This window comes from Bacillus sp. G16 (assembly GCF_021282335.1).
GTDB lineage: Bacteria > Bacillota > Bacilli > Bacillales > Bacillaceae > Bacillus > Bacillus inaquosorum.
The window spans coordinates 74,414-99,527 of record NZ_JAJSOZ010000002.1 but is presented as its reverse complement, the minus strand read 5'-3'; the positions used below and the strand labels follow the sequence as shown (position 1 = coordinate 99,527).

The window sequence follows — 25,114 nt, the reverse complement described above, 5'->3', positions numbered from 1 at the left end:
TTTATACAAGGAAAAGAGGGATTTTGCATGCAGCGTATTCAATTGGCGGAGGATCTTCAATTTTCAAGAGTCATACACGGGCTTTGGCGGCTGAATGAATGGAACTATTCAGATGCTGAACTGCTCAGCCTCATTGAATGGTGTATCAATCACGGCATCACGACCTTTGATCATGCGGATATTTACGGAGGCTATACGTGCGAAAAGCTGTTTGGAAACGCCCTTGCCCTTTCGCCCGGATTAAGAGAAAACATAGAGCTGGTCACAAAATGCGGCATCGTTCTTGAATCACCTGAACGTCCCGCTCACAGATCGCATCATTATAACACAAGCAAATCACATATCTTGGCATCCGTTGAGCAATCCCTTCTAAACCTTAGAACGGATTATATTGACGTACTGCTGATTCACAGACCGGACCCGCTCATGGATCCGGAGGGAGTAGCAGAGGCGTTTCAGGCGCTGAAAGGCTCCGGCAAGGTCAGGTACTTCGGCGTTTCGAATTTTAAAGATCACCAGTATCGCATGCTGGAATCGTATTTGCCTGAGAAGCTCGTGACCAACCAGATTGAGCTTTCCGCATATGAATTAGAAAATGTTCTGGACGGCACTCTGAACCTGTGCCAGGAAAAACGGATTTCACCGATGGCTTGGTCACCGCTGGCAGGCGGCAGAGTATTCACTGGTGACACGGAAAAAGACCGCCGTGTCCGCACGGCGCTTGAATCCGTTCAGGCGGAAATCGGCGCCGCTTCATTGGACGAGGTGATGTATGCATGGCTGTTCACGCATCCGGCCGGCATCATGCCGATTGTCGGAAGCGGAAAACGAGAGCGGATTTCTGCCGCAGTAAATGCGTTGGCATACAAGCTTGACCATGATCAGTGGTTCCGTATTTTTACAGCTGCACAGGGTTACGATATTCCATAACAAAAAGCATCAGCTTAGCAGCTGGTGCTTTTTCAATATTGTCACACCGCTTAGTGCCAAATTCCCATTTATAAGTGATTGAATCTCATTTGAAAGCGTTTTATATTATAAAGAAACCTCTCTTTTTTCCTCTCATAAATCTCCTTTGCAACTTCATCCGCACAACACGACTGTCTAGGAGGCCTTTTTTATGTATATGACTGCCAGAGAACAAAAGCTTTTAAAGCACTTATTATTACAAAGCCGATATGTAACCGTAACTGAGCTTGCTGAGCTGATGGAAGTCAGCACGAGAACCATCCACAGGGAGCTCAAATCAATTAAGCCGCTGATGGAAACCGTCGGGCTTACGCTCGATAAACAGCCTGGCAAAGGGTTGAAGGCAGTGGGAAGTCCCGAGGATAAACAAAAACTGCTTACCGATTTATCATATGAACAGCATGAATATAGCGCGGACGAACGAAAACTGCTCATTCTCTGTTCGTTATTAGAGTCTCAGGAGCCCGTCAAGCTGTACACGCTAGCCCATGATCTGCAGGTGACGAATGCCACGGTCAGCTACGACTTAGATGAGCTCGAAAAATGGATTTCTCCCTTCGGTTTGACACTGATCCGTAAAAGAGGCTTTGGCATCCAGCTTATAGGGCCGGAGAATGCGAAACGTAAAATTGTCGGCAACCTGATTGTGAATCGCCTCGACATCCAAATGTTTTTGGAAGCGGTTGAATTAAATATCAAAGGAAAAGCAGATTCTTCAGAGAAAATGTTCGGCGTAGTCAGCAAAGGCGAGCTGTTAAAAATGGAGCGTATCTTGTTTCAGCTGAAAGAAAAAATCGCTTTTTCATTGTCCGACAGCTCCTATATAGCGCTCGTCGTCCATCTGACGTTTGCGATCGAACGGATCCAGCTTGGAGAAACCATCACCATGGAGCAAAATGAGCTTGAGGAACTGAAAAATGCGAAAGAATACAGCTCCGCTCTTGAAATCGCGGGCGAGCTTGAACGTGCCTTCAGCGTGACGATTCCGGAGGCGGAGGTCGGTTATATCACGATCCACCTTCGAAGCGCCAATCGGAAATACAAAACAGAATACAAAGCGCAGGAAATCGAACTGGAAACAGCTCTGCAAACAAAGCGGCTCATTGCTTTTATTTCAGACAAAATCAGAATGGATCTCACGAAAAACTACTCTTTATATGAAGGCCTGATTGCCCATTTGGAGCCGGCCGTCAGCCGCATAAAAGAAAATATCGAGATATACAATCCGATGAAGGAACAGATCAAACGCGATTATTTTCTGCTCTATATGGCGATCGAAGAAGGCGTGGAAAAGTATTTTCCGGGCATGTCCTTTTCTGATGATGAGATCGCTTTTATCGTGCTTCACTTCGGCTCGGCCCTTGAAATCAAAAAAGAAGAAGCAAAAGTGAAAGCGCTTGTCGTCTGCTCAAGCGGGATCGGCTCTTCGAAAATGCTAGCTTCCAGACTGAAGAAAGAGCTGCCGGAGATTGAATCGTTTGACATGTCATCCCTGATCGAGCTGAAGGGCAGGGAAGTTCAGTCCTATGACATGATTGTTTCCACCGTTCCGATTCCTTACGAAAACATTGATTACATTATGGTCAGTCCGCTTTTAAATGAGGAAGACGCAAACCAGGTGAAGCAGTATATCAAGCGAAAAATTCCGCTCATTCTTGAGAGAAATAGAAGCCCGAAGGAAGAGGCGCAGCAAGCTGATGTACCTGACATGCTGGCAGCGTCGGAAAGCATGGGGCGGTATATGGCTGTCATCCAAGATGTGCTGCGCCACTTTACACTTACACACATCAAAACGAAACCCGATCATAGCATGCTCCTGTTAGAGCTTTTCCAGCAGCTGAAGGAGGATGGCTTGATCCGTGATCCGAAAAAAGCCGCGGTTTGCCTGGCGGAGCGGGAGAAACAAGGGGGATTGGGGATCCCGGGGACAAACATGGCGCTCTATCATCTCAAAAATGATGAAATCGTCCTGCCTTTTTTCAAAATGTATGATCTCAGCACCTCTTATGAAGTGAATGGCATGGACGGAAATACCCTCAGTATGACACGCATCCTCGTGATGATGGCGCCTGGCTCATTATCTGCTGAAGGATCGGAGATTTTAAGCGCGATCAGCTCCGCCATTATCGAGAGCAGCGAAAGCATGGCGGGGTTTCAGGAAGAGGGAGAACAAGAACTGTATCAGCGGTTAAACAGCATATTTTTCACTTGGATGAAAGAAAAAAACATACCATAACAGTACATGGCACACGTCAAAAAATTGGCGTGTGTTTTTATGTGAATGGGGTAAAAAATAAGAAAATGCGGGACTATTTTATCATTCAGTAATAGAATAATTCCAAAATGAAATTGTTTTACAAGTGATCTTTTTTGGGTTAAAATGGGTGAGGCAAGGAAGAAAATCTAACAAATTATTGAAGATTCAAGAGAATATAGGAGATGACGATATGGAGACATTACAGCATCTTATTCTGCATGACATGCCGGATAGCGAAGAAATAGAGGCTGTAAAAAGCGGAGCCCATACACTGACGTATGCAGGTTACCGCAAACGGATTAACCAGCTGGCGAATGCCCTGCTGCAAAAAGGAATTCAAAAAGGCGACCGCGTTGCATTGCTTTGCAAAAACGGCCATCCCGCATCAACTGTTATGTTCGCCGCGCTTGAAATAGGTGCTGTTGTCGTACCTGTCAGCTGGCAGCTGAAACCATATGAAATGACAGGCATTTTAAAAGCAAGTGAACCGAAAGCAATGTTTTACGGAGCGGAGTTTAAAGAAACACTGGACGAAGTTCTTCCTGAACTGTCCACACTCCGGATTACGATGGAAACAGGAACAGCTTACGAAACATCTGCTGAATTTGAAGCTCTGTTTGCCGGTCCTGATCATTTGCCTGAAACTGAAATGGTTTCTCCTGACGATACAGCGCTTCTGATGTTTACGTCTGGGACGACAGGAAACCCGAAAAGATGCATGATCACACATGGCGGCATATACAGATACGTAACAAGATCCAACAGCTCAACAACACGCATGAAGGGCCTTCGTTTTCTTGCGTGCCACCCGATTTATCATACGAGTGCGCTCATTTGCATCATGCTTGGAACCTTTGCGGGAACAACCTTCATTTTTACAAAGGATCAAGATCCTGTTCATATGCTGAAGGTCATTGAAGAAGAAAAAATTCAAACCGTGATGGCTCTTCCTGTGTTTTACACGTATTTGCTTGAAGCGTGGGAAACGCATCAAACCGACTTATCTTCGCTTGTGATTTTGATGACAGGCGGAACAAAAGTGCCGAGCAGCCTGATCCGCCGCTATCTTGATATCGGCATTACACTGGCGCACGGCTATGGAAGCACTGAGGCTTGGGGAATCAGCACATGGCTGCCTGAGATGGGAATGGATAAAGCGGCATCTGCGGGGAAACCTGTGGAAGGCGTTAAAGTCAAAGTCGAAGATCCTGAGACGGGAGAAGAACTCCCTCAAGGAGAAATCGGCGAAATCGTTGTTCACACGCCATTCTTATTTAAAGGCTATGAGGACAACCCTGAAGCGACAGCAAAAGTGCTGCAAAACGGCTGGTTCAAAACCGGAGATTCAGGCTATGTAGATGAAGATGGTTTTATTTTCATCACTGGACGCTACAAGGATGTCATAATTTACGGAGGCGATAACGTCTATCCGGATCAGGTTGAAGAAGTCATCCAGCAGATCCCGGGAATCCTTGAAACAGCGGTAGTTGGTATACCAGACCCGCTGTACGGGGAAAGACCGAGAGCTTTTATCGTGACAAACGGCGGCCAGCGTATAACGGAAGAGGATGTCATCGCATTTTGCCAGGAACGCCTTTCCGCTTACAAAATACCTGAAGTTGAATTTGTTAACGAACTGCCGAAAAATAACCTCGGCAAAGTAAAAAAAGACGTCTTGCGCAAGCAGGCCGTACATTCGTAAAAGAAGAAGCCCGTCACTTATGTGGCGGGCTTTTTTGCAGTAACACAGACAGAAAGCTCAGGCTTAATGTTTTTAAATTGCAACTCAATGTCTTCGAAGCCGGCTGCTTTGAAGTCAGCAATCATCTGTTTCCCAAATGATTTGGTTTTCTTAGGACTGGCGTCTGCTTCCCTCGGCTGCATCGTAATCGCTGCTTTGCCGCCGGGTTTTAGCGCCCGATAAATCTGTTTTACGCCTTTTGTCTGGTCATTCCAAATGGTGTAGTTGTTAACGGAAATCACTTTATTATAAAACGAGTCGGTGAGAGGAAATGTCTCGACGCTTCCTTGTATCAGGCAAACAGGCTTCGATTTTACTCTGCGGGCGGCCAGCTTCAGCATCACCTCTGACACATCAATCCCGTGAAGATCAACGTCCTTTTCACGCTTCAGCACCTGCTGCATGCAGTATCCCGGCCCAAACCCCACTTCTAAAATACTGTCCCCGCGTGTGATCCCCAGCTGATCTATTGTCCACTGATTCAGTGTTCTATTTTCAGCAGCCATGATGTACCCGGCAATCATGCCGAATACGCCCTTTGGCTTGCTGAATTTTTTAGAAAGCATGTTAATCATTCAGCAACCCCCTTTGCAAGTTATTTCCTCCTTGCGTTTCATGTGAAACATTTTTCTGATAAAGCAATGCGAAGGTGCCAATCCATGTTTATCCAAAGAACGTGTGAGGTACACAACAAATAGACATGAAAACAAAGGAGGAGAATCATCATGGCCAATTATCCAAAAGAACTGCCGGCCCAAACCCAAAATCGCCAGCCGGGAATTGAAAGCGAAATGAATCCAAGTCCGGTGTATGAGTATGAGAATTATAAGGGAGCGGACAAATTAAAAGGAAAAGTAGCGCTCATTACAGGCGGCGACAGCGGGATCGGACGCGCGGTATCCGTCGCTTACGCAAAGGAAGGCGCTGACATCGCCATTGTGTATAAGGATGAGCATGGGGACGCCGAAGAGACGAAGAAGCGTGTAGAACAAGAAGGCGTAAAATGCCTGCTGATCGCTGGTGACGTAGGCGAAGAGGAATTCTGCAATGAAGCGGTTGAAAATACGGTCAAGGAACTAGGCGGCCTGGACATCCTTGTAAACAATGCCGGTGAACAGCACCCGAAGGAAAGCATCAAAGACATTACGAGCGAACAGCTTCACCGCACATTCAAAACAAACTTTTATTCTCAATTTTATTTGACTAAAAAAGCAATTGATTACTTGAAACCAGGCAGCGCCATCATCAACACGACATCTATCAATCCGTATCGCGGGAACCCGACGCTGATTGATTATACAGCAACAAAAGGCGCGATCAATGCCTTTACAAGAACAATGGCGCAGGCGCTTGTCAAAGACGGCATCCGCGTAAACGCAGTGGCACCGGGTCCAATCTGGACACCATTAATCCCATCTACGTTCTCTGAAGATAAAGTCGCTCAATTTGGGCAAAATACGCCAATGGGCCGTCCGGGTCAGCCTGTTGAGCACGTCGGCTGCTATGTGCTGCTGGCTTCAGATGAGTCATCTTACATGACAGGCCAGACGCTGCATGTCAACGGCGGAGATTTTGTGACGACGTAAGAGGGAGTGAGACACATGAGCATCACGAAAGAGGAAGTAAACAGCTACTTTCAAAAAGCTGGTATTGTATTAACGGATGAGGAACTAGACCAAATCCAGCTGATGGACTACGGCTTAGGAAAAGAAAGAAAAGTCGGGCTCCAGCTCTTCATCTACGTCAATACAGACCGTTATTGCTCAAAGGAACTGGTGCTGTTTCCGGGACAGACTTGCCCGGAACACCGCCATCCGCCGGTCAACGGCCAGGAAGGCAAGCAGGAGACATTCCGATGCCGCTACGGAAAAGTGTATCTTTACGTAGAAGGAGAAAAAACGCAGCTTCCAAAGGTTCTCCCACCGCAGGAGGACAGAGAACACTATACGGTCTGGCACGAAATTGAACTTGAACCGGGCGGGCAATATACGATTCCGCCGAACACCAAGCATTGGTTCCAGGCCGGGGAAGAAGGTGCCGTGGTGACGGAAATGTCTTCGACGAGCACAGATCAACATGATATCTTTACCGATCCAAGAATATAAGGATGAGGCGTAACAGCCCATCCTTTTTTGTATTGAAAAAAATGAAATCGTCGCTATAATGGGTAAAAAAGGAAAGGGGGCGAGGGAATGTTTACCTGCAAGGTAAATGAGCACATCACCATTCGATTACTGGAGCCAAAGGATGCGGAGCGGCTTGCCGAACTCATTATCGAAAATCAGCAGCGGCTCGGCCAGTGGCTGTTTTGGGCGGAAAATCCCAGCAGCGTTGAAACGTACAGAGAAACGATCATTCCAGATTGGCGGCGGGAGTATGCCGACCTAAGCAGTATCGAAGCGGGGCTTCTTTATGACGGCACCCTATGCGGCATGATCGGCCTCCATCATCTAGATCAGATCAATCAAAAAGGGGAAATCGGCTATTGGATTGCCAAAGAGTTTGAAGGCAAAGGCATCATTACCGCCGCCTGCCGAACTCTCATCACATATGCTTTTGAAGAGCTTGGACTGAATCGCGTTGCTCTCTGCGCGGCTGCCGGGAATCAAAAAAGCCGAGCGGTCCCGGAGCGGCTCGGCTTTCAAGAAGAAGGAACGGCACGGGACGGCTTATTCGTTAACGGCAGGCATCATGACCTTGTCTATTACAGCTTGCTAAAGCGTGAATGGAAAGGATAAAAACATAGCGCGCGCATTTTCTTGTTTAAATCTTCCCCGGATGTGGAAAAGTAACAGCGGAGACGTTAAAAAGGAGTGATTCGAGATGAATCAGCAAGACATTAAACAAAAAGTGCTTGATGTTCTAGATCACCATAAAGTAGGCTCGCTCGCAACGGTTGAAAAGGGCAAGCCGCATTCCCGCTACATGACTTTTTTCCATGACGGGCTGACGATTTACACACCGACAAGCAAGGACACTCATAAAGCCGAAGAAATTGAGAATAACCCCAATGTTCACATTTTATTAGGTTATGATTGTGAGGGCTTTGGCGACGCGTATGTTGAAGTTGAAGGAAAAGCCAAAATCAACAATTCGGCTGAACTGAAGGATAAAATATGGAGTTCCAAATTAGAGCGCTGGTTTGACGGTAAGGATGATCCGAATCTGGTGATTCTTGAAATTGAACCGGAGGATATCAGATTGATGAATGCCGGAGAGAAAACGCCAGTCTCACTCGAGCTATAAGAAATTTGTGTTTTCAGGGGCGATATGTTATCATGAATAGCTAGTAAGAAAAATAAGCAAATAAAAAAGAAAGTAAACTTCTTTTTTCTGTTTTAAGAGAGAAGCTTTACCGCTTCACAAGTAGCAAACCAGCTGCCCTTATTCTTTTCCTTCATAACAAATCGCCCCTAACGATGAGATGGAAAAAAGACTTTTTTGTTTTACAATTCACACCGGCGCGGCTTCGGAGCCGCAGTGACGATTGAGAGGTAGGGCTTTCGTTGTCTTGTGTTCAAGAAATTTCCATGGTGTTTACTTTCCAGAATGATTCTTCGGAACAATGCTTTATGAATCTACCCCGCCCGACTTGGCGGATGATATAATCTTTATTTGCGTATAGAAAAGAATAAGACAAACCGCTCGGCGTACGCCGGCGGTTTTTTATTGTGAAAAACACATCGCACTGAAACCTCTTTGGCTTCTTTCCAGTCTTATCTCTAGGATGAAATTGGAGGAAGAATAACGTGCATGTCATTACAACACAAGTACTTTTTATTTTCTGTTTTTTGTTACTGATTCACTCGATAGAAACGTTAGCTTATGCCACAAGGCTTTCCGGGGCCCGCGTTGGATTTATTGCCTCCGCGCTTTCCCTGTTTAATGTCATGGTTATTGTGTCCAGAATGTCGAACATGGTGCAGCAGCCCTTTACCGGACATTTAATTGATGATGCGGAAAAAAACGCCCTGGCGATTGTCGGCGAGCAGTTCCGCTTCTTGATTTTCGGATCGACAGTCGGCACCATCCTGGGCATTATCCTGCTTCCGTCTTTCGTCGCTCTTTTTTCACGGGCGATTATTCACTTGGCGAGCGGCGGCGGCTCCGTTTTTCAAGTGTTCAAAAAGGGACTCTCAAAACAAGGATTCAAAAATGCCCTTTCCTATTTGCGTCTGCCGTCTATTTCGTATGTAAAAGGATTTCACATTCGCTTGATTCCTAAGCGTTTATTTGTGATCAACATGCTGATCACATCCATTTATACGATTGGCGTGCTTTCAGCTTTGTACGCAGGCCTTCTGGAGCCGGAGCGCAGCACGACAGCCGTCATGGCATCGGGCTTGATCAACGGGATTGCGACGATGCTGCTGGCCATTTTTGTTGATCCTAAGGTATCCGTTCTTGCCGACGATGTGGCAAAAGGAAAACGAAGCTATACGTATTTAAAATGGACCTCTGTAACGATGGTCACATCAAGGGTGGCGGGCACACTCCTCGCCCAGCTGATGTTTATTCCGGGCGCCTACTATATCGCGTGGCTGACAAAGTGGTTTTAAAAAGAAAGGCTGGATCATAAAGATCCAGCCTTTTTCGCACTTACTTATTTATATTTCCTTAATCCGCGGTCGTACAAAAAGTTTCCGAATGGGACAAAAGCGGCGATGAAGCCGGCGGCTGACCATTTCAGCGACCATTTGACAGAGAGGGTCGCATACGCCAAGACAAGCAAATACAAAATGAACAATCCGCCGTGAACCGAACCGACAATTGTTACCGCAAGCGGAAGGCCCGCCCAATATTTTAGCGGCATGGCGATGAACAGCAGGATTAAGAGTGACATTCCTTCAATAAAACCCATCGTGCGAAGTCTTCCGATCGGCGTTTGCAGCATAAATCGCCCTCCTTGTGGACACGTTTTCATCTATACTATAAACAATCCGGAGGGCGCATATGACACCTTTTAGAAAATGTTCGGAAAACATTCATTTTTATTTGCTTTTTCTCGGGAACTGTACTTGTCATTTACAAAAATACCCGAGATAATGTGTACAAAATCATAAAAGAAGGATGTTGAAATGAAACTTGATCAGATTGATCTGAATATTATTGAGGAGCTGAAGAAGGACAGCCGTTTGTCGATGAGGGAATTAGGCAGGAAAATTAAGCTGTCGCCGCCATCCGTGACAGAACGGGTGAGGCAGCTTGAATCGTTCGGCATCATCAAGAAATACACGCTGGAGGTCGATCAAAAAAAGCTGGGGCTTCCCGTTTCCTGCATTGTGGAAGCAACCGTCAAAAACGCGGATTACGAGCGGTTTAAAAGCTATATTCAAACATTGCCGAATATCGAATTTTGCTACCGGATTGCGGGCGCAGCCTGCTATATGCTGAAAATCAATGCTGAAAGCCTCGAAGCGGTAGAAGATTTCATTAACAAAACATCGCCATACGCGCAAACCGTCACTCACGTTATTTTCTCAGAAATTGACACGAAAAACGGACGCAGTTAGAGAGTGCTTGTTCAAGTCTGTTATAATAAAAGGATGAGCGTGAAAGAAAGAGAAGTGATCAAGCATGTCAAAAACAGTTGTACTAGCTGAAAAACCTTCAGTTGGCCGGGATTTGGCCCGGGTGCTGAAGTGCCATAAAAAAGGAAACGGTTATCTCGAAGGCGATCAATATATTGTTACATGGGCTTTGGGCCATTTGGTGACACTTGCTGATCCGGAAGGCTACGGAAAAGAATTTCAATCATGGCGGCTCGAGGATCTGCCGATTATCCCAGAACCATTAAAGCTTGTTGTGATCAAGAAAACCGGAAAACAGTTCAATGCGGTCAAATCCCAGCTTACCCGTAAAGACGTCAATCAGATTGTCATCGCGACTGACGCAGGCCGGGAAGGGGAGCTTGTTGCGCGCTGGATCATTGAAAAAGCGAATGTCCGCAAGCCGATCAAGCGGCTGTGGATTTCATCTGTGACGGATAAAGCAATCAAGGAAGGCTTTCAAAAGCTGCGCAGCGGCAAAGAATATGAAAACCTGTATCATTCTGCCGTCGCCAGAGCGGAAGCGGATTGGATTGTGGGGATTAATGCGACCCGTGCACTCACCACAAAATTCAATGCCCAGCTCTCATGCGGCCGTGTGCAGACACCGACGCTTGCCATGATTGCAAAGCGCGAGGCGGACATTCAAGCGTTTACACCGGTTCCATACTACGGCATCCGCGCGGCGGTCGATGGCATGACGCTGACGTGGCAGGATAAAAAATCAAAGCAGACGAGAACGTTCAATCAAGACGTAACAAGCCGTCTGGTAAAAGACCTCGATGGAAAGCAAGCGGTCATTGCTGAGCTGAAAAAAACAGCGAAAAAAAGCTTTGCACCTGCCCTTTATGATTTAACCGAGCTTCAGCGTGACGCCCACAAGCGCTTCGGATTTTCTGCTAAAGAAACGCTTTCTGTGCTGCAGAAGCTGTATGAGCAGCATAAGCTCGTCACATATCCGCGGACGGACTCAAGATTTTTATCCAGTGACATCGTCCCGACGTTAAAAGACCGTCTGGAAGGCATGGAAGTAAAACCGTATGCCCAATATGTCAGCCAAATTAAAAAACGCGGCATTAAATCCCATAAAGGCTACGTCAATGACGCGAAGGTGTCAGACCACCACGCGATTATCCCAACTGAAGAGCCGCTCGTTCTCAGCAGTCTGAGTGACAAAGAACGAAAGCTGTATGACCTGATTGCGAAACGTTTCCTTGCTGTATTAATGCCTGCATTCGAATATGAGGAAACAAAGGTCATCGCAGAAATCGGCGGAGAAACCTTTACGGCGAAAGGCAAGACCGTGCAGTCGCAAGGGTGGAAAGCCGTTTATGACATGGCGGATGAGGATGATGAGCAGGAGGATGACAGAGATCAGATACTCCCGGCCCTTCAAAAAGGCGACACTCTTGCCGTCCGCACGTTGACTGAAACAAGCGGACAAACGAAGCCGCCTGCCCGCTTTAACGAAGGGACCCTGCTGTCAGCGATGGAAAACCCAAGCGCCTTTATGCAGGGAGAAGAAAAAGGCCTCGTCAAAACGCTTGGAGAAACAGGCGGCCTCGGCACGGTGGCAACGCGTGCCGACATTATTGAAAAACTGTTCAACAGCTTTTTAATAGAGAAAAAAGACAAAGATATTTTTATCACATCTAAAGGAAAGCAGCTTCTGCAGCTTGTTCCGGAGGATTTGAAATCACCGGCCTTAACGGCAGAATGGGAGCAAAAGCTGTCTGCGATCGCCGCCGGAAAATTGAAATCCGCTGTCTTTATAAAAGACATGAAGGCTTACGCTAACCAAACGGTAAAAGAAATCAAAAACAGCAGCCAAACCTTCAGACACGACAACATCACGGGAACGGCATGTCCGGAATGCGGCAAAATGATGCTGAAGGTAAACGGCAAACGCGGCACGATGCTCGTGTGCCAAGACCGTGAATGCGGAAGCAGAAAAACGATTGCCCGAAAAACAAACGCGCGCTGCCCGAACTGCCATAAAAGAATGGAGCTTCGCGGCCAAGGAGAAGGCCAAACCTTCGCGTGTGTCTGCGGGCACCGTGAAAAGCTTTCCGTATTTGAAAAACGAAAAAACAAAGACAAAGGGCGCGCTTCCAAACGGGACGTTTCCTCTTATATGAAAAAACAAAATAATAAAGATGAGCCGATTAACAACGCGCTGGCAGAACAGCTGAAGAAACTCGGTTTGGATAAATAACAGAAAAACCTGTGCATATCGCACAGGTTTTTTATTGGACTTAGGTCCCATTATTTGAATGTTTAAAAAGGGAAAAAAAAGCTAGCAATCTGCATTTTTTTCTTTTATAGTAAATGTAATTTGTAACATGGCAGTCATATTTTCGTCTACATATATTTGTGAGCGTCTGATTCGCTTCAGTCGACAAAGGGGGATTTGCCTGTGAGGCATGTGTTGATCGCTGTCATCTTATTCTTCTTATCTATCGGACTTTCCGCAGGGTGTGCTGAGGCTGGAAACAAGACCCAATATCAGTCTGCGGCAGAAACGAACGCCAGTCCGCTTCAGCCGGCAGAGTATTTCATCTATCACAATCTAATGAATGACCAAGGGCTGATCAAAACTGATTTTTCAGACCAGCCTTCGTATTTATCAGAATCTCTCGGCCTGTGGATGGAGTTTTTGGTCAGCAAAAATGACGCCCCGCATTTTCAGGAGCAATATCAGCATCTGACTGATTCATTTCTGCTGAGCAATCACTTGGTAACGTGGAAGATTCAAAACGGCCAAGCGAGCGGGACGAATGCGCTGATAGATGATATGAGAATTATGCTGTCTCTTGACCAAGCCGCCGCAAAATGGGGCCGCAGCGACTACGCGCAAACGGCCCGGAATATCGGCACAGCTTTGAAGACATACAATATGAATAACGGGTTATTTACAGATTTTTACGACTCACAGGCCGCTTCAAAGGATGTGACGATTTCATACGTCATGCCCGATGCATTAGCTGTCTTAAAGAAGAATGGAATCATAGACGAAGAAACGGAACAGCGGAATGCCAATGTTCTCTATTCAGCTCCTTTAAAAAATGGCTTTCTGCCGAAGACCTACAGCTCAGACACGAAGGAATACACATATGACAGTGAAATCAACCTCATTGATCAGCTGTACGCTGCTTGGCATTTGCCGGAAGGGGATAAAAAAGCCGCTGTTTTAGCGGACTGGATCAAGCAGGAATTTCAGACAAACGGAAAGCTGTACGGACGATATTCGGCGGATACGAAGGAACCTGCCGTCCAATATGAGTCGCCATCCGTATACGCATTGGCCGTATTATTTTTAACGGAACAGCATGAAAACAGCTCTGTCATCAAAGCCATATATGACAGGATGAATGACTTTGAAATTCTTGATCCGGTGAAATCGTATTATGGAGGCTATATGAGCGGCACTCAGACGCATTCTTTTGACAATCTGCTGCCGCTGTTAGCCGAAAGGAAGCTTTTTAATGAAAATATCATTCAATGAATCACAAAAATTATTTGCTTATTTTTCAGGGCTGATTGCAGCCCTGTCTCTGTTTATTTATTATGTGTCAGCCCAGCAATCGGAAGGTGCTCTGATCCTTTGCATCACGTTTGTCGTCATCGCCGCAGGCATATGGTTCGGCCCGATTTACGCGCTGGCAGTGACCTTAATCGTACTCTTTGTTCTCGGCACTTTAATGATGTTTTTCCAGTCTGGACAGGCTGCGCTATTTCCGGCTGAAGAAGGGCTGCAAATGCTTGTTATGTGGGGAATTGCGCTTTTGCTGTTTTCTTTTATAGCTGGAAGAATCCACGATATTGCAGCAGAGCTTCGGCGCTCAGTTACACGGCTTCAATCCGAAATCAAAAGCTTTGTCGCTGTGGACAGAGTGACCGGCTTTGATAACAAGCAGAGGATGAAGCTGGAGCTTTCAGAAGAAATCAAGCGGGCGGAGCGCTATGGCAATTCTTTCGTGTTTTTGCTGCTGCATATGCATTATTTCAAAGAGTTTAAGTCTTTGTACGGTGAAAAAGAAACCGACCGCCTCTTCCAATATGTCAGTCAGCAAATCAGGTCAAGCGTCAGGGAAACGGATAAGAAATTCCGCCCTTCTGACGAGCGTATCGGGATCGTTTTGACGCACACGCCCGCTGAACATATGCCGGCCGTCCTGACAAAGCTGAAAAAACAATTGGATACGTATCAGCTGGAAAATGGAAAGTATGTGTCGCTCACGTTCCACGTCTGCTATTTGCCTTACCGCAAAGATATCAAAACAGCTGATCAATTTTTAGAAGAACTGGAAAACGAGATGATGATGAATGAATTATAAAGGAATCACGCTGCTCTGCGTCACAATGCTTCTGTTTTCAGCCATTGCGGCTTTTCCCGTTTCGGCACAAGCAAAAGAGCGGGATGCCGGCATTCTCATCATTTATTCAACCTTGGACGGCAAGGAGTCTTCTCAAGTCAAAATGCTTGATTTGCTTGCGGGCCACTTTACATCACATGTGACAGCCAAAAATGATTTGGATGTTGAAGCCTCTGATTTCAAAGGCAAAGACCATGTGATTTATTACGGCCAAACGAAAAGAAAGCTTAGCAAAAAACTGGTGTCTCTAATCAGCAGTGTAAAAAAACCTGTTGTCGCCATCGGCTATAACGCAGGCCAAATCAGCCAATTTTCCGGGCTTTCATTAGCCCGCAAAGAAAATGTGTATCAGGTCCACACCAGATCGGAAAAGACCGATGTGTCTCTGGAGAGCGGGCTTAACGTGCTGAGCGTATCAGGCCTCAAAGGAAAGGCGCTTTATACCTTCAAAGCCGAGGACGGCAAAACGCATTCTTTTATATGGAAAACAAAAAAAGCGAATGTGTACATTGGATTAACGAATTTGTTAAATGACAATTTGATCGTGGCGAAACAGCTCAGAGAAGCTTTCGAAGAGAAGGCGGGGACGACGCTATTGTATTTGCGTCTTGAGGATATCAGCCCGATGTCTGATGAAAAATTGCTGCTTCAAGCCGGTACATATCTGCATAAAAGGCATGTTCCTTTTATCCTGGCAGTGATACCGGTTTACTTGAATCCGGAAACAGGCGACAAAGTGTATTTGTCTGATAAACCGAAGATGGTCAAGGTGCTGAAAAAGCTGCAAAGCATGGGAGGCAGTATCATTGTTCACGGCTATACACACGCCTATCGCTACAGTGAAACAGGAGAGGGCTTTGAATTTTGGGATGCAAAGGCCGATCAGCCGATTACATCCGAAAATGCCGAAGACCCCCCATCCATTTTGGAAAAAGAACAGGATTTTCCGAACGAACAAGCCTATAACAGCTATCTGAAACCATTTCGGGAAAAGGAAGAAACGTATACAAAGCAAAAACTGACGCGCGCCATTGAGGATTTGACATCATCGGGTCTCTACCCGCTCGCATTTGAAGCGCCGCATTATACGATGTCCGAATATGGCTATCAAATTGCTTCGCAGTATTTTACAAGCATTTTTGGCCAGGTCCAGCTCAGCAGCACAACGTGGAAAACATCAGGTGCATCTCCGTATGTGACCGCTCCTTCGATGCTGTACGGCATGACGCTGTATCCGGAAACGATCGGGTTTGTCGATACTTCAAAGCAAAACCCGCTCGGCGATATGGAAGAGCACATCTCCCAGATGATTGATTTTGAAGGCGGAGTAGCCGGGGGGTTTTATCATCCGTATCTCGGGATGAAATATCTGCCCGAGCTGGTTGATCAGATGGAACGCATTCCGGACAGTGAATGGCTTGATTTAAAGAAAACGAAACAAACCGTCAAAACAGACAAAGTGGAAATTCATACAAGCGGTGACGGAACGATTCAGGTGAAAAACGGCGTAAGCGCCATTGACGAGTTTTTCGATCATCATCGGCAAACCCCTCTGGAAAAGGCGTTATGGATTCTCTCCGCGGTCGTGCTCTTATTTGTCGTCATGTTTGTCAGTTATACGTTTTATTTGAGAGCCACATTGAAAAAACGAATTTTTAAGGAGAGAAGAAGCCTTGGGTAATACGCTGTTCTTTATCTCGCTAAGTTTAATATGGGTCATGCTTCTCTACCACATGTTTCTCATGCAGGGCGGGTTCCGCCACTATATGACCTTCGAACGGAACATCCCGAAGTGGAGAGAAAACATGAAGGAGCTGCCAAAGGTCAGTGTTCTCATCCCGGCGCATAACGAAGAGGTTGTGATTCGGCAGACGCTGAAGGCGATGGTCAACCTTTATTATCCGAAGGACCGGCTGGAGATTATCGTCGTTAATGACAATTCATCAGACCGGACGGGTGATATCGTCAATGAATTTTCCGAGAAATACGATTTCATCAAAATGGTGATTACGAAGCCGCCAAACGCAGGAAAAGGCAAATCCTCTGCACTTAACTCTGGTTTTGCCGAATCGAACGGCGATGTGATCTGTGTATATGACGCCGACAACACGCCTGAGAAAATGGCCGTGTATTACCTTGTGCTCGGCCTGATGAATGACGAAAAGGCAGGCGCCGTGGTAGGGAAATTCCGCGTCATCAATGCGGCAAAAACGCTCTTGACGAAGTTTATTAATATCGAAACGATCTGTTTTCAGTGGATGGCCCAGGGAGGCAGATGGAAATGGTTCAAAATCGCCACCATCCCAGGCACCAACTTTGCGATCCGCAGAAGCATTATCGAAAAGCTCGGAGGCTGGGATGACAAAGCGCTCGCTGAGGATACCGAGCTGACGATCCGGGTGTATAATCTCGGCTATCACATCCGCTTTTTCCCTGCCGCCATTACTTGGGAGCAGGAGCCGGAAACGTGGAAGGTCTGGTGGCGCCAGCGCACCAGATGGGCGCGTGGCAATCAATATGTCGTGCTGAAATTTTTGGCGCAGTTTTTCAAGCTGAAACGAAAACGGATTATCTTTGACTTGTTTTATTTTTTCTTTACGTACTTCTTGTTTTTCTTTGGCGTGATCATGTCAAATACGATATTTGTTGTCAATCTGTTTTATGATTTGCATTTGTCGGTCGGGTTCTTGGCAATGATTCTCTGGATCTTGGCATTTTTCTTATTTATGACAGAGGTCATGATTACGCTAAGCATTGAAAAAACAGAAATGAACAGGCAAAACTTTTTTATCGTTTTTCTCATGTACTTTACATACTCGCAGGCATGGATTGTGCTGGTCATCTATTCTTTATTCGTAGAAATCAAGCACCGTTTATTCAAGCAGGAGGTCAAATGGTACAAAACAGAACGATACAATCAACATAAAAGCGGGTGACCTTTTTGAAACAAATAATGATTTTTCTCACTAGCCTCATGCTGCTGGCGATGACTGGACAAGCGGCTTTTGCCAAAGAGGTGGAGGTCAGCGGTTCGCTCCTCGGAAAAAGCAGCCAAGAACAAGCCAAACAGCAGGTGCTGACAAGCGACCTGATTACACTGTACGGATCAAAAGACAGCGCTGAGCTGACGTATCAGATCCCGGCAGGCGCCTCTTCCGGCAGCCAGCAATTGGTGATTGAATACGAGGCATCAAATCTTTTAATTTCTCCATCATCGTTAACGGCTGTCATTGACGATGAACCGGTCAAAACGTTAAAGCTTGATGGTGATTCCAAACGGAAAACAGTGAAGCTGAACCTGAATAAAAGCCAGTCTGCCCAAGGCTATCACAACGTATCGCTGAAATTTTACGGCGTGATGAAAGAGGGCGTCTGCGTCAGACAGGATACGTCCGGCAACTGGATCAAAATTTATCCCGACAGCCGCCTGACGCTGGCGGACAGCAGTGAAGCGAAGGGATCGTCGCTGGACCATTATCCGTATCCTTTCGCCCAATCGGGAAATACAGCGGAGAAAACCGCCATCGTCATTCCGGATGACCCAAGTTCGGCGGAAATTGAAGCTGCAGTGAAAACAGAAGGCTATTTGAAAACGGTGGACAGCAGTATCAGCATTTCGTATGTCACGGAATCTGAACTGAAGAAAATCGACAAGCCGACGATTTTCATCGGAGTGGACAAGCATTGGAACGGCAAGGTGAAAAAGCTGATGAAACAAGCCGGCTTACAGGCAAAAGGAGAAAAACTCCTGCTTGCGGAGCGGGTGCTGAAAGCAGAGGGCAAGCAGCAGCCGGTTCTATTCGCACAAGCGGTATCCGCTGACGTGCTCACTGAAAAAATCAGCGTCATCACGGATCAGACTTACACAGGCCAGCTCAGCGGCGATACACTTTCGATCAGCAAGCTTCAGCATGCTGAAAAAAAGGAAAGCAATAAGCTGACCCTCGAGAATTTTGGAGCGGATGATATCACAATTGGAGCTGACAAAACATCTTCAGCCCATTACTTTTATCCTGCATCAGCGGTTTTAGATCAAAATCAATCAGCAAAGCTGTCGCTTAAGCTGAAAAAGTCCGAAACGATTCAAGCCTCAACGGCCGAAAACGGATCGGCTTCTCAGGCAGCAGAACTGAAGGTCATGATCAACGGCCAGCCGCACTCGGTCGGGCTTGATGAATTAGGAAAAGAAGATAAAAACGGGTTCTATCATGTCACGGTAAAAGTGGACCCTAAGCTGCTGCAGAAAAACCGCTACATTGATATTCAGTTTGTCACAACTGGGCTAAAGGAAAACAATCCTTGCAACACCACTGATGAAGAAAAGTGGGTCTTTATCGATAAAAGCAGTACATTGTCATACGCCATCAAAGGCATGTCTCCGTCAGCGGATTTTCAAGAGTGGCCGCTTCCTTACGCCGGAAATCAGGAACAGACAACGCTAATCGTGCTTCCTGATACCGTAAGCCAATCGAAGCTTGAGGAGCTTTCTCTCGTAACGGAGTCCTTTGGCAGCGAAGCGCAGCATTCATATACGATAAAAAAATCATCTGACGTAACAGCAAATGATGCCAAAGGACGGAACCTCATTTTCTTAGGGGGCATCAATCAATTTTCTCTTCTGAAGGAGAGATCATCAGATCTGCTTGTGCCGCAAGCAAAAAACGGTTCGTTTGATGTATCAGGTTTTGAGATGCTGAATGAGACTACAAAACAAGTGGCATTTACCCAAGCCTCTCTTTGGGATTCAGGCTACACGATGGCTATCTTTGCACCGTCAAAAGGAAATGGCAAGGCCGTCACAAAAGAGATCATCAGTTATCTGAACAGCACCGATGACTCGGCAACCGTCGTTAATGAAACAAACAGCCATCAGGTGTTTACAAACCATCAGCAGCTTAAAACGGAAACAAACCGTTCCAGCGCAGAACAGCCATCGCAGGATCATAGCCAGAAATGGCTGTATATTGGCGTGCTGGCACTCATTATGGTGATTGCGGTAGTGTTCATTTGGATTGCCGTAAGACGCAGAAAAAGAAAGACTGATACAGAATAAAACAGAGGCAATTTAGCCTCTGTTTTTTTATTTTTGGTATGTAAATTCCATTTGTGGAACCTGTCATTTTATTTTTTCTCGTCCAGCCGAAAGCCCCTTTACAACGCGCGTGAACGGGAGTATGATCTCTTTTATAAAACAAATCGCTTAATCTGAAATCAGAGCGGGGGACCCAATAGAACGGCTTTTTTGCCGTTGGGGTGAATCCTTTTTAGGTAGGGCTAACTCTCATATGCCCGAATCCGTCAGCTAACCTCGTAAGCGTTCGTGAGAGGAGATGAATGAAACCTGTGTTCGATGTAATGGCACAGGGGCATCCGTTTGCCTCTGTGTTTTTTGCCGTTCATTTTTTTAGAATGTAAATCGCATACAGAGACATCATAGCAGAAAGGACTATTACAAAATGTGAGAGCAAGATGCTGATGTTTTATTGTTTTAATTGAAAAAATGAGAAATTAAAAGGGGAAGACATCGATGTATCATTCAATCAAACGTTTTTTGATTGGGAAACCACTAAAATCTCAAGCAGCTGGAGAGCAAAAACTGACGAAATTAAAAGCCTTGGCAATGCTTTCCTCAGATGCGCTGTCATCTGTTGCATACGGGACAGAACAAATTCTAATCATTTTGGCAACAATCAGTGCTGCTGCATTTTGGTACTCCATACCGATTGCGGTTGGCGTTCTTATATTGCTGCTCGCACTGATTCTTTCATACAGGCAGATTATTTACGCTTACCCGCAGGGCGGCGGGGCGTATGTCGTTTCTAAAGAAAACCTCGGTGAAAAGCCGGGATTGATCGCAGGCGGCTCACTGCTTGTCGATTATATTTTAACAGTAGCGGTAAGTATCTCCGCAGGTACGGATGCCATCACGTCGGCCTTTCCTGCATTGCATGATTATCATGTGCCGATCGCTGTTTTTCTGGTGTTAGTCATTATGATTTTGAACCTGCGCGGGCTTTCGGAATCGGCATCGATTCTTGCCTATCCGGTTTACCTGTTTGTGGTGGCGCTTTTGGTTCTGATTGCAGTCGGGTTGTTTAAACTCATGACGGGGCAAATTGATCAGCCAGTCCATCATACACCGCTCGGCACACCGGTAGCCGGTATTACGCTGTTTTTACTGCTTAAGGCTTTTTCTTCCGGCTGCTCAGCGCTGACCGGGGTTGAGGCCATTTCTAACGCGATTCCGGCTTTCAAAAACCCTCCAGCGCGAAACGCGGCAAGAACGCTTGCGATGATGGGAATTTTGCTGGCGATTCTGTTCGCCGGCATTACGGTGCTCGCATACGGATATGGAACGGCGCCGAAGCCCGATGAAACGGTGGTTTCACAAATTGCATCTGAAACCTTCGGGCGGAATGTGTTCTACTATGTCATCCAAGGTGTCACATCGCTTATTTTGGTTCTTGCGGCAAACACGGGATTTTCAGCTTTCCCGCAGCTTGCCTTCAACCTGGCGAGAGACCAGTATATGCCGCGTATGTTTACAGTCAGAGGCGACCGCTTAGGCTTCTCAAATGGGATTATCTTTTTAGGCGTTGCTTCCATTGTGCTCATCTTGTTATTCAGAGGACAGACAGAGCACTTAATCCCGTTATATGCTGTCGGCGTATTTATTCCATTTACGCTTTCGCAAACCGGCATGTGCATCAAATGGATCAAGCAAAAACCAAAAGGCTGGATCGGAAAAATGCTGATCAACTCCTGCGGCGCTTTGATTTCATTTATGGTTCTGTCGATCCTGTTCGTGACGAAGTTTAATGTCGTATGGCCGGTTTTAATCTTTATGCCTATCGTCGTTCTGTTGTTTTACGTAATTAAAAATCACTATACAGCTGTCGGCGAACAGCTTCGCATCGTAGATAAACAGCCGGAAGAAATCAAAGGCACGGTCGTGATTGTGCCTGTAGCCGGTGTCACCACCGTCGTGCAAAAATCGATTCAATACGCGAAATCACTGTCCGATCAGGTGATTGCCGTTCACGTGTCATTTGACAGAGAACAGGAAAAGAAAGTCGAAAAACGCTGGGAAGAGCTCAATAACGGAGTGCGGCTCGTTACGCTTCACTCCTCGTACAGAAGCCTTGTCCATCCGTTTGATAAGTTTTTGGAAACAGTAGAAGCAAAAGCGAAGAAGGAGCAGTTTTCCGTCATGGTGCTGTTTCCGCAATTTATTACGAAAAAACGCTGGCACACCATCCTTCACAATCAATCAGCCTTCCTCCTAAGAGTCCGGCTGTTCTGGAAAAAGGACATAATCGTTGCCACACTGCCGTATCATTTTAAAAAATAAAGCTCTAGGACCAAGGGAACCCACCTTGGTCTTTTTTTGGCGGGAAAAGGAGACATGCAATGTATACGCAAGGCGCATTTGTCATTGTATTGAACGAAAATCAGCAGATTCTGCTGGTTAAACGAAAAGACGTTCCTTTATGGGATCTGCCGGGCGGCAGGGTCGATGCCGGGGAAACGGCTGAGGCAGCGGCAGTCAGGGAGGTATTGGAAGAGACGGGATACACAGCAGCGCTTTCTGCGAAAATAGGTGTCTATCAAAGGCCAAAGTTTCAAGATGAACAGCATGTGTTTGCTGGAAACATAACAGGCGGACGAGCGATAGCGAACGGCATGGAGACAGCGGGTTTGAAGTGGTTTTCTCCGCGGCGTTTGCCGTTTTTTATGGTGCCGAACCGAAAAAGGCAAATCAATGATTTCAAGAACGGCGATCGAGATGTAAATGTCACCCTCAAGGACAGCGGCATGCTTGCGGCGATTGACCTGTTCAAAAGAAGACTGGGCAAGTGATAAAGGTCTCCGGGTTTTAAAGCCTTTCTCCTGTGGTATTGAAAAAAGGAAAAAGGAGGATACGGCATGGCACACAAAACTGCAGGACAAGCAATGACAGAACTGCTAGAACAATGGGGAGTTGATCATGTTTATGGCATCCCCGGAGACAGTATAAATGAGTTTATTGAAGAATTAAGACACGAAAGAAATCAATTGAAATTCATTCAAACCCGCCATGAAGAGGTGGCAGCGCTGGCAGCCGCGGCTGAGGCAAAACTCACCGGCAAGATCGGCGTCTGCCTGTCGATCGCAGGGCCGGGGGCGGTTCACTTATTAAATGGTTTATATGATGCAAAAGCGGACGGCGCCCCTGTGCTGGCGATTGCCGGACAGGTCTCATCAGGCGAAGTTGGACGGGATTATTTTCAGGAGATCAAGCTTGAGCAAATGTTTGAGGACGTGGCTGTGTTCAACAGAGAGGTACATAGCGCGGAAACGTTGCCGGATCTCTTGAATCAGGCCATCCGCACCGCCTACAGCAAAAAAGGCGTCGCGGTATTGAGCGTGTCAGATGATTTGTTTGCAGAGAAGATCAAACGCGAGCCCGTGTACACTTCACCAGTGTATATTGAAGGGAACCTTGAACCGAAAAAAGAACAGCTCGTCACTTGCGCACAATATATTAATAATGCTAAAAAGCCGATTATCTTGGCGGGGCAGGGAATGAAAAAGGCAAAACGGGAGCTGCTGGAGTTTGCGGACAAAGCCGCCGCTCCGATTGTTGTCACGCTTCCGGCAAAAGGCGTTGTTCCCGATAAGCACCCGCATTTTCTCGGCAACCTCGGGCAGATCGGCACAAAGCCGGCTTACGAGGCAATGGAGGAATGTGATTTATTAATCATGCTGGGGACTTCATTTCCGTACCGCGATTATTTGCCTGATGACACGCCGGCAATCCAGCTTGATTCAGACCCGGCGAAAATCGGAAAACGCTATCCAGTGACAGCGGGCCTTGTTTGTGATTCGGCCCTCGGTCTGCGCGAATTGACGGAGTATATTGAACGGAAGGAAGACAGAAGATTCCTGAATGCCTGCACGGAACATATGCAGCATTGGTGGAACGAAATTGAAAAAGATGAGACAGAGGCGGCAACACCGCTTAAACCCCAGCAGGTCGTGGCACGTCTTCAGGAAGCGGCAGCAGATGATGCGGTGCTCTCTGTAGATGTCGGCACTGTGACAGTCTGGATGGCGCGGCATTTCAAGATGAACGCGAACCAGGATTTCATCGTTTCCAGCTGGCTTGCGACAATGGGCTGCGGCCTGCCGGGAGCGATTGCGTCAAGCTTAGCCGAACCGGAGCGTCAGGCGATCGCTGTCTGCGGGGACGGGGGCTTTTCCATGGTCATGCAGGATCTTCCGACTGCCGTCAAATACAAGCTCCCAATCACCGTCGTCATTTTAAACAATGAAAACCTCGGCATGATCGAGTATGAGCAGCAGGTCAAGGGCAATATCGACTATGTCACAAAACTTCAAAATGTCGACTATGCCGCATTTGCAGAAAGCTGCGGAGCAAAGGGCATTAAGGTGACCAGAGCGGAAGAGCTTGCACCTGCTTTCCATGAGGCGTTACACGCTGACCAACCGACCGTTGTGGACGTCATGATCGGAAATGAACCGCCGCTCCCTGGCAAAATCACCTACGGGCAGGCAAAAGGCTTCAGCAAGTACATGTTGAAAAATTTCTTCGAAAACCAAAAAATCGAAATGCCATCACTGAAGAAAAGTTTAAAGCGGTTATTCTAAAAAACAGGGGCCTTTTCAGGCCCCTGTTTTTTTGTGATGGAAACAAATGTATTTTTGGTTATCATAGCATTATATTGCCTGTTAGGAGGAAACCATGTTTGAATTCATAAAATTATCGGTGTACTTATTAGGATCCGCAGGAATGATTTATGCAGCCTGTCATGATGTTCGCCATGCTCAAAACGGACACAAGGACAAATGCATCTTCTTTCAAAGCAAAAAGATCAGTGCATTTGTCCTTGTGTGTTTCATATGTTTATTCTTATCAAATCTTACAGAATTAATGCCTTCATAAGCTTATTTCTCTTTTTTCTTCAGCCCGAAAAAGAAAGGAAAAGCAGATCCGACCAAGAAGGTGCCGAATAAAAACATGCCGCCGATAAACACGTGGAAATTCGTGTGTCCGGCCGTAAACGCGGTGATCAAGGAGATAATACTGAGCACGATCATGGCAATGCCGGGTGCGACTCTCATTTTTCCTTTGGATTTATAGGCAACAACAGAACATAAAATTCCGATTACAATAGGAATAATCCACAAATAAAACAAAATAAATACTGACATCATCAAA

Annotated in this window: 21 protein-coding genes and 1 riboswitch; of the genes, 18 read left to right on the top strand and 3 right to left on the bottom strand. The window is 46.4% G+C overall.

The features are described 5' to 3' along the window. The first annotated feature begins 27 nt into the window (after positions 1–27). The 3 genes from LWH95_RS02600 to LWH95_RS02590 all read left to right on the top strand — a co-directional run bounded on the left by LWH95_RS02600 (position 28) and on the right by LWH95_RS02590 (position 4,928). Positions 28–930, top strand: coding sequence for an aldo/keto reductase (locus LWH95_RS02600; protein WP_084994623.1), 903 nt, complete (start codon positions 28–30; stop codon positions 928–930). Between the two features lie 190 nt (positions 931–1,120). Beyond that, positions 1,121–3,205 carry a mannitol operon transcriptional activator MtlR gene (mtlR, locus tag LWH95_RS02595; protein ID WP_232918896.1) on the top strand — a complete coding sequence of 695 codons (2,085 nt, stop codon included), beginning with the start codon at positions 1,121–1,123 and terminating at the stop codon, positions 3,203–3,205. A gap of 211 nt (positions 3,206–3,416) precedes the next feature. Further along, a complete protein-coding gene (locus LWH95_RS02590) occupies positions 3,417–4,928 on the top strand; it encodes a class I adenylate-forming enzyme family protein (RefSeq protein ID WP_232918895.1) in 1,512 nt (503 codons plus the stop codon). Between the two features lie 17 nt (positions 4,929–4,945). On the opposite strand, the gene LWH95_RS02585 is transcribed toward LWH95_RS02590, so the two are convergent. Further along, on the bottom strand, positions 4,946–5,542 hold the full coding sequence (locus LWH95_RS02585; RefSeq protein ID WP_208111862.1) for a class I SAM-dependent methyltransferase: 597 nt from the start codon (positions 5,540–5,542) through the stop codon (positions 4,946–4,948). 150 nt (positions 5,543–5,692) lie between these two features. Between LWH95_RS02585 and LWH95_RS02580 the strand changes: the two genes are divergently transcribed. The 5 genes from LWH95_RS02580 (at position 5,693) to amj (ending at position 9,526) form a co-directional block, all read left to right on the top strand. Then, positions 5,693–6,553 carry an SDR family oxidoreductase gene (locus LWH95_RS02580; protein ID WP_019257500.1) on the top strand — a complete coding sequence of 287 codons (861 nt, stop codon included), beginning with the start codon at positions 5,693–5,695 and terminating at the stop codon, positions 6,551–6,553. A 15-nt stretch (positions 6,554–6,568) separates the two neighbouring features. After that, on the top strand, positions 6,569–7,072 hold the full coding sequence (lyxE, locus tag LWH95_RS02575) for a D-lyxose ketol-isomerase (RefSeq protein ID WP_119913419.1): 504 nt from the start codon (positions 6,569–6,571) through the stop codon (positions 7,070–7,072). 87 nt (positions 7,073–7,159) lie between these two features. Next, on the top strand, positions 7,160–7,705 hold the full coding sequence (locus LWH95_RS02570; protein WP_133488448.1) for a GNAT family N-acetyltransferase: 546 nt from the start codon (positions 7,160–7,162) through the stop codon (positions 7,703–7,705). Positions 7,706–7,790: 85 nt separating this feature from the next. Beyond that, on the top strand, positions 7,791–8,213 hold the full coding sequence (locus tag LWH95_RS02565) for a pyridoxamine 5'-phosphate oxidase family protein (RefSeq protein ID WP_003240275.1): 423 nt from the start codon (positions 7,791–7,793) through the stop codon (positions 8,211–8,213). A 503-nt stretch (positions 8,214–8,716) separates the two neighbouring features. Continuing rightward, positions 8,717–9,526, top strand: a complete 810-nt coding sequence (amj, locus tag LWH95_RS02560; protein WP_232918894.1) for a lipid II flippase Amj — start codon at positions 8,717–8,719, stop codon at positions 9,524–9,526. Positions 9,527–9,570: 44 nt separating this feature from the next. Here amj and LWH95_RS02555 read toward each other — a convergent pair whose 3' ends face one another. Then, complete coding sequence (locus LWH95_RS02555; protein ID WP_003240278.1) at positions 9,571–9,861, bottom strand: DUF3817 domain-containing protein; 291 nt, start codon at positions 9,859–9,861, stop codon at positions 9,571–9,573. Between the two features lie 184 nt (positions 9,862–10,045). Between LWH95_RS02555 and lrpC the strand changes: the two genes are divergently transcribed. From lrpC to LWH95_RS02505, 10 genes are all read left to right on the top strand, one after another. Beyond that, positions 10,046–10,480 carry a transcriptional regulator LrpC gene (gene lrpC, locus LWH95_RS02550; protein ID WP_232918893.1) on the top strand — a complete coding sequence of 145 codons (435 nt, stop codon included), beginning with the start codon at positions 10,046–10,048 and terminating at the stop codon, positions 10,478–10,480. Positions 10,481–10,544: 64 nt separating this feature from the next. Further along, a complete protein-coding gene (locus tag LWH95_RS02545) occupies positions 10,545–12,731 on the top strand; it encodes a DNA topoisomerase III (RefSeq protein WP_232918892.1) in 2,187 nt (728 codons plus the stop codon). A 201-nt stretch (positions 12,732–12,932) separates the two neighbouring features. After that, on the top strand, positions 12,933–14,021 hold the full coding sequence (locus LWH95_RS02540) for a glycosyl hydrolase family 8 (RefSeq protein WP_019257505.1): 1,089 nt from the start codon (positions 12,933–12,935) through the stop codon (positions 14,019–14,021). Next, positions 14,002–14,853: a cyclic-di-GMP receptor EpsK gene (epsK, locus tag LWH95_RS02535; RefSeq protein WP_148982999.1), complete on the top strand. Its 852-nt coding sequence runs from the start codon at positions 14,002–14,004 to the stop codon at positions 14,851–14,853. The genes LWH95_RS02540 and epsK overlap by 20 nt, the downstream gene beginning before the upstream one ends. A gap of 10 nt (positions 14,854–14,863) precedes the next feature. Next, positions 14,864–16,573, top strand: coding sequence for a DUF2334 domain-containing protein (locus tag LWH95_RS02530; protein WP_232919002.1), 1,710 nt, complete (start codon positions 14,864–14,866; stop codon positions 16,571–16,573). Further along, complete coding sequence (locus LWH95_RS02525; RefSeq protein ID WP_003240289.1) at positions 16,566–17,828, top strand: glycosyltransferase family 2 protein; 1,263 nt, start codon at positions 16,566–16,568, stop codon at positions 17,826–17,828. Before LWH95_RS02530 ends, LWH95_RS02525 begins: the two co-directional genes overlap by 8 nt. A gap of 5 nt (positions 17,829–17,833) precedes the next feature. Beyond that, positions 17,834–19,945 carry a cellulose biosynthesis cyclic di-GMP-binding regulatory protein BcsB gene (locus LWH95_RS02520; protein ID WP_232918891.1) on the top strand — a complete coding sequence of 704 codons (2,112 nt, stop codon included), beginning with the start codon at positions 17,834–17,836 and terminating at the stop codon, positions 19,943–19,945. Positions 19,946–20,079: 134 nt separating this feature from the next. After that, positions 20,080–20,224: riboswitch (cyclic di-AMP (ydaO/yuaA leader) on the top strand. Positions 20,225–20,419: 195 nt separating this feature from the next. Next, positions 20,420–22,243: a potassium transporter KimA gene (kimA, locus tag LWH95_RS02515; protein WP_003240291.1), complete on the top strand. Its 1,824-nt coding sequence runs from the start codon at positions 20,420–20,422 to the stop codon at positions 22,241–22,243. A gap of 59 nt (positions 22,244–22,302) precedes the next feature. After that, positions 22,303–22,752 carry an NUDIX hydrolase gene (locus LWH95_RS02510; protein ID WP_133488435.1) on the top strand — a complete coding sequence of 150 codons (450 nt, stop codon included), beginning with the start codon at positions 22,303–22,305 and terminating at the stop codon, positions 22,750–22,752. 66 nt (positions 22,753–22,818) lie between these two features. Next, positions 22,819–24,543 (top strand): pyruvate oxidase, encoded by a 1,725-nt coding sequence (locus tag LWH95_RS02505; protein WP_232918890.1) that lies wholly within the window; start codon positions 22,819–22,821, stop codon positions 24,541–24,543. 297 nt (positions 24,544–24,840) lie between these two features. Here LWH95_RS02505 and LWH95_RS02500 read toward each other — a convergent pair whose 3' ends face one another. Then, complete coding sequence (locus LWH95_RS02500; protein WP_072181737.1) at positions 24,841–25,107, bottom strand: hypothetical protein; 267 nt, start codon at positions 25,105–25,107, stop codon at positions 24,841–24,843. Positions 25,108–25,114: the final 7 nt, after the last annotated feature.

Excerpts from the sequence above, each read along its gene's own strand:
- LWH95_RS02600 (WP_084994623.1), top strand. The coding sequence starts at position 28 with ATGCAGCGTATTCAATTGGCGGAGGATCTTCAATTTTCAAGAGTCATA.
- mtlR (WP_232918896.1), top strand. The coding sequence starts at position 1,121 with ATGTATATGACTGCCAGAGAACAAAAGCTTTTAAAGCACTTATTATTA.
- LWH95_RS02590 (WP_232918895.1), top strand. The coding sequence starts at position 3,417 with ATGGAGACATTACAGCATCTTATTCTGCATGACATGCCGGATAGCGAA.
- LWH95_RS02585 (WP_208111862.1), bottom strand. The coding sequence starts at position 5,542 with ATGATTAACATGCTTTCTAAAAAATTCAGCAAGCCAAAGGGCGTATTC.
- LWH95_RS02580 (WP_019257500.1), top strand. The coding sequence starts at position 5,693 with ATGGCCAATTATCCAAAAGAACTGCCGGCCCAAACCCAAAATCGCCAG.
- lyxE (WP_119913419.1), top strand. The coding sequence starts at position 6,569 with ATGAGCATCACGAAAGAGGAAGTAAACAGCTACTTTCAAAAAGCTGGT.
- LWH95_RS02570 (WP_133488448.1), top strand. The coding sequence starts at position 7,160 with ATGTTTACCTGCAAGGTAAATGAGCACATCACCATTCGATTACTGGAG.
- LWH95_RS02565 (WP_003240275.1), top strand. The coding sequence starts at position 7,791 with ATGAATCAGCAAGACATTAAACAAAAAGTGCTTGATGTTCTAGATCAC.
- LWH95_RS02555 (WP_003240278.1), bottom strand. The coding sequence starts at position 9,861 with ATGCTGCAAACGCCGATCGGAAGACTTCGCACGATGGGTTTTATTGAA.
- lrpC (WP_232918893.1), top strand. The coding sequence starts at position 10,046 with ATGAAACTTGATCAGATTGATCTGAATATTATTGAGGAGCTGAAGAAG.
- LWH95_RS02545 (WP_232918892.1), top strand. The coding sequence starts at position 10,545 with ATGTCAAAAACAGTTGTACTAGCTGAAAAACCTTCAGTTGGCCGGGAT.
- epsK (WP_148982999.1), top strand. The coding sequence starts at position 14,002 with ATGAAAATATCATTCAATGAATCACAAAAATTATTTGCTTATTTTTCA.
- kimA (WP_003240291.1), top strand. The coding sequence starts at position 20,420 with ATGTATCATTCAATCAAACGTTTTTTGATTGGGAAACCACTAAAATCT.
- LWH95_RS02510 (WP_133488435.1), top strand. The coding sequence starts at position 22,303 with ATGTATACGCAAGGCGCATTTGTCATTGTATTGAACGAAAATCAGCAG.
- LWH95_RS02505 (WP_232918890.1), top strand. The coding sequence starts at position 22,819 with ATGGCACACAAAACTGCAGGACAAGCAATGACAGAACTGCTAGAACAA.
- LWH95_RS02500 (WP_072181737.1), bottom strand. The coding sequence starts at position 25,107 with ATGTCAGTATTTATTTTGTTTTATTTGTGGATTATTCCTATTGTAATC.